Here is a 6,884-nt window from a genome sequence, read left to right as displayed (position 1 = left end):
CGGCCTGCAGCGCCTCCTGCCAGTAGCGCACCGCTTCCGCCTCCCGCCCCAGGTCGAGCATCGAGACGGCGTAGTTGTTCAAACTGTCGGCGCGCAACTCCAGCGGGTTTGGCTTCTCACGCGGGTAGGGTTCGCCCGTCTCCTGGCGGTACATTTCCATCAGCCGCCCGGCCACGGCGTCCATGCTCGCCGGGCGCCTCTCCGGCTCGTCCTGGAAGCACTCGCGCAGCAACGCCGCCAGCGCCGCAGGCATGCGCGGCATGCCCTCCGGCGCTGCCTCCGCCAGATATTTTTCCAGCACCGTTGCCGCAGCCGAGCCGGATTGCCAGTACACCTCCCCCGTGAACATCTCCAGCACGCTCGCCCCCCAGCACCAGATGTCGGTGCGGGCGTCCACGTCCTTGCCTAGAACTTGCTCCGGCGCGGCGTAAGCCTGGGTGTAGCCTTTGGATTTCACCAGCCCAAAGTCGGTCACTTTGAGCGCGCCCTCGGGCGTCATCAGGGCGTTGGCCGGCTTGACGTCCTGATGGACCATCCCCTGGTCGTGGGCGTAGCCCAGCCCCCAGGCGAACTGAATGGCCACGTCCAGGATGCGCCGCAGCGCTTGGCGCTCCCCGCCGGCATACAGGCGGCGGTCGTGAATCCAGTCCCTGAGCGAGCCGCCTTCCACGCACTCGGCAAAGACGCGCGGCGCCCCGCCCAGGTCGCGCACATAGTAGCAGGTGACGATGTGCGGGTGCAGGCCCAGTTTCACCCAGGCGGCGGCTTCTTCCACGAAGGCCTCTTTGCCGCCGGCTTTTTCCAGCGCGGCGGGCAGGGGCGTTTTGACCGCCAGGTCGAGGTTCCAGTGTTTGTGGTGGACGCGGTACACCGCCCCCATCCCGCCCCGGCCCAGTTCGCCCTTGACCTCGTACAGGTCGAGGATGACGTCGCCCTCGTTCCACTCCAGGGGGACGTCGGTTTCGGCGGCGAAGGTGCGGGTGGAGAGTGGGGATTCGCCCAACCCCACCGTGCCTTGCGGTTCGGAGGGCAGGGCGCCTTCGGTCGCTTTCGGCTCGCTCATCAGCACCGTCCCGACGGGCTGGGCGGGCGCGGCGGCTTCGGGCGGGCCGCCGCAGGAGGGGCAGATGACGGTCTCGGCGTCGCGGGGGTGGAATTCCCGTCCGCAGACGATGCAGAAGTAAACCGTAGAAGAGACGGTCATAGCAACCTCTCAAAGATGTCTTGCAATGTCGAGTCCACTGCAAAAACCAACCGCCGAGATCGTCGAGGGCGCAGGGTTTTTCGTGTTGACACTGCGTACTCTGTGACCTCGGCGGTAAAAGGGGTTTTTGCAGCGCAGTTAGATTTTCGGATACCCTGTCCGCGGCTGGATGGCGGCATCGTGCCGGAGGAGAGGCCTGTCTGTGTTGCCGGCGTTCAATCGGGCTGAATGCCCAGGGCAATGGCTGCCAGCACAAGTGCAGCTTTCTCTTTCGATTTGTCCTTTCTACCAAAAAGCCCTCTCCCACTACCTTCCAGGATTTGATTCCCCAGGAAGATGAGCGCTCTTTTGAAACGCTCGGCCGTGTCGGAGGAGAGCTTGCTGTCCACCAGTTCTCCAACTTCACGCAGCCCATCAACGATACCACGCCCATCACGCTGATATGCCGGCCAGACCGTGCCAAAGTCGAGCCCGACGGACATAAAGACTTCTTTGGCAAGATCACTCTTATACAGGGGAGCTTCTGCCAGTTCTTTAGCCAGCATGACGACCTCTTTTCGTTCCACTTTTCCGTCCACGCCTGCGATCAAGTTGAATATCCAGAGTGGAGCAAATTGCAGGGTCTGCCATTCACTGGCGGTGAATTGATTACGGTAGGACATCTCAAACTCCTTTTCTGTATGTAATTTACAGACTATTCAAAAGCGCCTGCCGGAACTCCTCCGCCGATGGATAGCGCTCTTCGGGCTTCATGGCAATCGCTTTGTTCACAGCGCGGCACAGAGCGCGCGGCAGGTCGGGACGGCGTTCTTCGATCGGCACACGGCGGTCGTGCAAGATCATCTGAACTGGGGTGCGTGAAAGTGCGCCCACCCGGCGATTTTTGACCTGGGCATAGGTGGGAAAATCAGGCAACGGCCAGTAGCCGCTGAGCAGGAAATAGGCCGTCACACCCATGGCATAGACATCGCTGACCGGCTTTACCCGCTTGAAATCGGTAATTTGTTCTGGCGGCATGTACATCCATGTACCGGCATACTCACCGGTGCGGGTGATCGTTCCACCGTGCTTTTCATAACTGCGCGCAAGGCCAAAATCGGCAATTTTGGGAATGCGCCGTCCGTCTTTTTTATCCAGCAGGATGTTCTCTGGCTTCAGGTCGCGATGGACATACCCCTGACGATGAAAATATTCCAACCCAACCAGGCTGTCTGCGATGAGCGGCACGACCTCCTGTGGTAGGAGCAGGGGGCGGCCACTGTCATTCAGGAATTGAGTCAGGTCACCGCCAGGGACGAACTCGGAGATAAAGACAGGCAATTCATTGACCGTCCCAGCCTCGTACAGGCGTACCACGTTAGGGTGTTGAAAAGTTCCCATAACGCTGATTTCGCGCCAGAAGCGGCGCACCAGGTGCTCGTCTTTGCTGACTTCGTAACGTAACTTTTTAATAGCCACCACCCGACCTGTTTCAGGATGCCAGCCCTTAAAGACCTCTCCCATACCACCTTCCCCCAGTTTCTTGATGACCCAATAGCCGAGCATGTTTTTCTGGCTCCTCGCCCGATTGCCGCAGGTCGAACAGAGATAAATGGCAACCTCTTTGAGTTCTGCTGCGCGCCCATCGCTTTTCGCCATTGGGGTGACATCGCTTCCACACTCACAGCAAAGATAGCGTTCCCGCGAGCGTTCTTCTGCCTGGCGCAGTTCCGCTTCCACTTCCTTCTGACAGCGGGAGCACATAAAGTCCAGGCTGCGCATTAATTCTTTCCGTTCAGGTAGACTCTCCAGGCGTTCCCCGCAACGCACGCAGTACCATTCCGGTTCTTTCTGCTCTGGCGGCGGCGTTTCTGCAAAGGGTTTGGAGACCGGCGGTGCTGCTGGCTGGCTTGCAGGTGGGATTTGTTCCGGTGCGGCAGGCGCCGCCTCAATATCTTGAGTTGGCTGGTATAGCTGTGTCTTAAGCGGTTTTAGCGGCACAACGATTTCAAAACCGACAACCGTCTTCCCCAGACGCAGCCGGTCGCCGCTTTGCAGGCGTTCCCGCGTGACCCGTCGCTCGGGCTCATTTCCTCGCCGCAAGTAGATGCCGTTCAAACTCTGATTGTCCTGCACATAGCAATTGGGCGGGCGGATCTCCAGCATCAGGTGGGCGCGCGAGACGGTCGGGTCATCCCGGCTCAGCCGCCAGTGAGCCTGACATTCCACGTCGTTACGTCCAACCAGGATGTTGGTGGCTTCCTCTTCCGATTCGCCTTCTGCCGGGAAAATATACTCTTTTCCTGCCTCTGGACCTTCCAGAACGCGCATGGTCAGTTTCATTCTTTCACCTCCTCCGTAGCGATTTGTACCGTTTGAATGGCCCGCTCTCTTCCGGAAACTGCCCTCAGTTCTACCAGGATGGCGGTGTAATCATCCGGAGCGTCTTTCTCTTGAACAGCCTGCGCCAGGCGCTCGCAAAGTTGTTGCGGTTCACCCGCCGCTGAAAGGACGGCCAGCAGTTCCTGCTCCGGCAGAACGTCGGATACGCCATCAGAGCAGAAGAGGATGCGGTCGCCGATTTGCAGCGTCCATTCTCCAAAACCGGGTGCGAGAAACGGCTGACGGGACCCCAGCGCCTGGCTCAGCACCGCGGGTGAAGGCCAATCGCGCGGATCAGGAGGCAACCGATTGGCCTTACGTAGTTCGTTCAGCATCGTGTGGTCTTCGGTCAGTTGGCGCAGAGTCCCATCCCGCCAGAGATAGGCGCGGCTGTTGCCGATATGCGCTGTCCACAGCAGAGAGTCTGGGATGCGCACCCAGCCAATCAGGGCGGTCGTCCCCATGCCGCGATAATCATCGTGTTCCTCAGCCTTTTCCCGAATGGCCTGATGCGCCGCCAGCAAAGCGTTCCCCATAGTTTCTTTCAACGCGCCGGATAATGAAAAGGTAAGGGCGTGATATAGCACCTCTATGGCCAAGCGGCTGGCCACCTCCCCCGCCTGATGCCCGCCTATGCCGTCCGCCAGCAGAAACAGGCCGCGTTCAGCGTCCAGACGGTAACAGTCCTCGTTGGTCTCGTGCGATTTCCCTTTCTCGCTGACGACGCCTACCTCAAGGCGGTAGGGGGGGCGCAGGGGTTGGGTTGAAATAGTCATAGGCTCACCTTTCTGACCTCGGTCTTGTCGCCGATGGTGAAGATCTGCCGCCCATCTTGCGAAAAACTGACCCCGGTGATCTCTTTTTCTTGAACCTTGTCATCAAAGACCTTTTGCAAAGCCACATCGAACACCTGCAGAATGCCACCGCTCAAGCCGACTGCCAGACGATCTGTTTCCACATGGAAATCCACGGCATTGATCCGTCGGTTGGGGCGCATCTCTTTCGCCATGCTGCCATCCGCGTTCCAGAGAACAATACGGCGGTCCTGATAGATGCTGAGCCAGCCTCCACCTTGGCGCCCAAACAGGAAGCGTACAGGTTCTTCATGGGAGAGCGAGTCTTCAGGCAGGGTGAGCATCCTGGTGATTTGGCGGCTGGCAATGTCCAGCAAGCGAATCGTTCCAGCGCTTCCTCCTAGCGCCAGGTAACGCCCATCCTGGGAAAACGCCAGGGTGGGTTCTAGATCCAGTCCTTCGGCAAATACTACTTCCCGTCCCGGCTCCAGGAATAGTCCACCCACTATTCCATCAGATACCGCCACCCAAGCCAGCATGGTTTTGTATGGGTTCAGTGCCCACGCATGGGTCTGGCGAGACAAGGCCACCTTTTTGACCACACTCCGCGATTCTAGACCTACCCAGAGCACCTCAGTGCCGTTCCCAATCACAAGTGCTTGGCTCTCACCACCCTGTACAGGTTCTTTCAGGGCAAAGATGGCTTGTCCCTTCCTGATGGGGAGCGGGATGTTCCGGACGCTGCCGTCAGCGCTGTCATAAATCATCAGATCACCCCTTTCCGTCAGCCCCCACAATGCACCTGCCCATTCCCGCATGAAGATTAGGGGGGCTGGAGAATGCCAGACATCTGTACCTGCCAATTCAGGAGGACGTTCTTTCTCTAAAAGTGTTTGCAGCTCTCGCTGGAGTCCTTGCAGTCCTTCTTCTTTCTGCTGCGCTTCTTCAGTGCCTCGTTTCTTCTCATCGGCTGGGAGTTTGAGAATTTCCCGACCCATCAATGGAACGACCAGCCATTGAGCGATAGCCTGACCGATCAGGAAAAGGATGACACCTGCCGGGACAAACAGCGCCAGGATCAATGTCCCTATCAAGATATACCAGGCGTTGTTTCCAGGGATTCCGCTCATTGTCTGCATATGGAATTTGCGACTCAGCAGGATCCGGATGATTTGCGTCAGCGCGTACAACCCGGCCAGTGCGAAATATGGCCATTGCCAGACCGGTTTCCAGCTGGGTACAGACAGGTCGGGAATGCCCCAGGCTGCCAAAGGAATCTCCCCTGCCTGTGCTATCTGTCGCAAGCCGACCCACAGAGCGATGAACAAACCGAACGCGATAGCAGAATAGATAATATAGCCTGTCATCATAAGTACTGGGCTTACGGCGCTTTGCTGCATATATTCATAGGCGATGGCAGTCCCCAATAACCGTTGGATAGCAGGGACGTTTTTCAATCGGTATTGCGCTACAGCTATTTGCCGCAACGTGGGCAGTAAGATGAGCATAACGGTCAAGCCCAGCAGCACCGTTCCCCAGCCAGCATGGCCAAAATTCGCTACCGAAAAGCGGAGCAGATCGCGCATCCAACCGGCCGGACTGGATGAAATAACATGGGTGAGGGCGAGGGATACAGGAGACGAAAGTCCACCTGCAACCCAGACTCCGATAAGCAAAGCAACCGGTAAAACCATCGCTCCCCAACTGCGCCGAAACCATGAGTACCCCAGTAGACTCACTCCAATCAGGTGAAAGATACCCCAGATGGACTTAAACGCCGCCAGCAAGAATCCAGCCAGCGCCTGCCAGCCGGCAGCGACGTTCAATTTCGTCCTTGCGGCCGGCGGCTCACCCGCAGCGATCGGCGTCGCGGTGGGCGCTGGCATAGTGGCTGTGGTCGGAGGAGTGGGAGATATTGCTGGCTGTGTGATTTGCTGGGCCGCCGCGGGAACCGTTGCCTGATTCGTATCAATCGTCTGTGTTGTTTGCGCCTGTACCCCGAGATACTCGGCAATTTTTGCCGATCCGGCCAGGACAACACCCATAGAAAGCAAAGCCATCACACCGGCTATCATGCCGTGGAAAGGCTCTTTGTGTTCACGCGCTCGGATTCCGACCACTGCGTGTGAAAATGCTACCAACAACCAGGCAACTCCCCACCACCAGGGGTTGAATTCTCCATAGATTGCAAACAAGTAAATCAACCATGCCCCACTTATCAACCCTCCCCAAAAATAGCCTTTAACGTTTTTCTTGGCAAGGTAGTACAGCACTGCGACAGTATTGAGCCCCAACGCCCAAGTCACTTGTGTTCCTACCCAGAAACTACGCGCGCCGATTCCAATCGCGATACCACATGCCAGAAGCACAATAAAGGCAATCAGTGCGCAACCTGCAATTTGTTTAGTGGTAGAGTCTTCCATATTTCCTTCCCTTCTGTCGGCATCTGCGCAACCATCCCTTCATTGCGCGAGGTTTGACCAGGCGACGATGGCGCGTGGACGGTCAATAACAGGACTTAGAGC

Annotated in this window: 5 protein-coding genes; all 5 read right to left on the bottom strand. The window is 57.8% G+C overall.

Translation table 11 applies throughout. From position 1 onward, the window contains the following. On the bottom strand, positions 1–1,204 hold a 1,204-nt coding region (locus ABJK56_RS08675; protein WP_347244271.1), incomplete at its 3' end, for a protein kinase. 215 nt (positions 1,205–1,419) lie between these two features. Next, complete coding sequence (locus tag ABJK56_RS08670) at positions 1,420–1,866, bottom strand: hypothetical protein (RefSeq protein ID WP_347244270.1); 447 nt, start codon at positions 1,864–1,866, stop codon at positions 1,420–1,422. Positions 1,867–1,891: 25 nt separating this feature from the next. Beyond that, a complete protein-coding gene (locus ABJK56_RS08665) occupies positions 1,892–3,526 on the bottom strand; it encodes a protein kinase (protein ID WP_347244269.1) in 1,635 nt (544 codons plus the stop codon). Continuing rightward, the gene (locus ABJK56_RS08660; protein WP_347244268.1) at positions 3,523–4,341 is read right to left on the bottom strand and encodes a protein phosphatase 2C domain-containing protein; all 819 of its coding nucleotides are present in this window, start codon (positions 4,339–4,341) and stop codon (positions 3,523–3,525) included. Before ABJK56_RS08660 ends, ABJK56_RS08665 begins: the two co-directional genes overlap by 4 nt. Beyond that, positions 4,338–6,782, bottom strand: coding sequence for a hypothetical protein (locus ABJK56_RS08655; RefSeq protein WP_347244267.1), 2,445 nt, complete (start codon positions 6,780–6,782; stop codon positions 4,338–4,340). Before ABJK56_RS08655 ends, ABJK56_RS08660 begins: the two co-directional genes overlap by 4 nt. Positions 6,783–6,884: the final 102 nt, after the last annotated feature.

The organism is Thermogutta sp., from assembly GCF_039793925.1.
Taxonomy (GTDB): Bacteria; Planctomycetota; Planctomycetia; order Pirellulales; family Thermoguttaceae; genus Thermogutta.
Note: the sequence above shows the minus strand (reverse complement) of the source record. Positions and strands in the feature narration are given on the sequence as shown.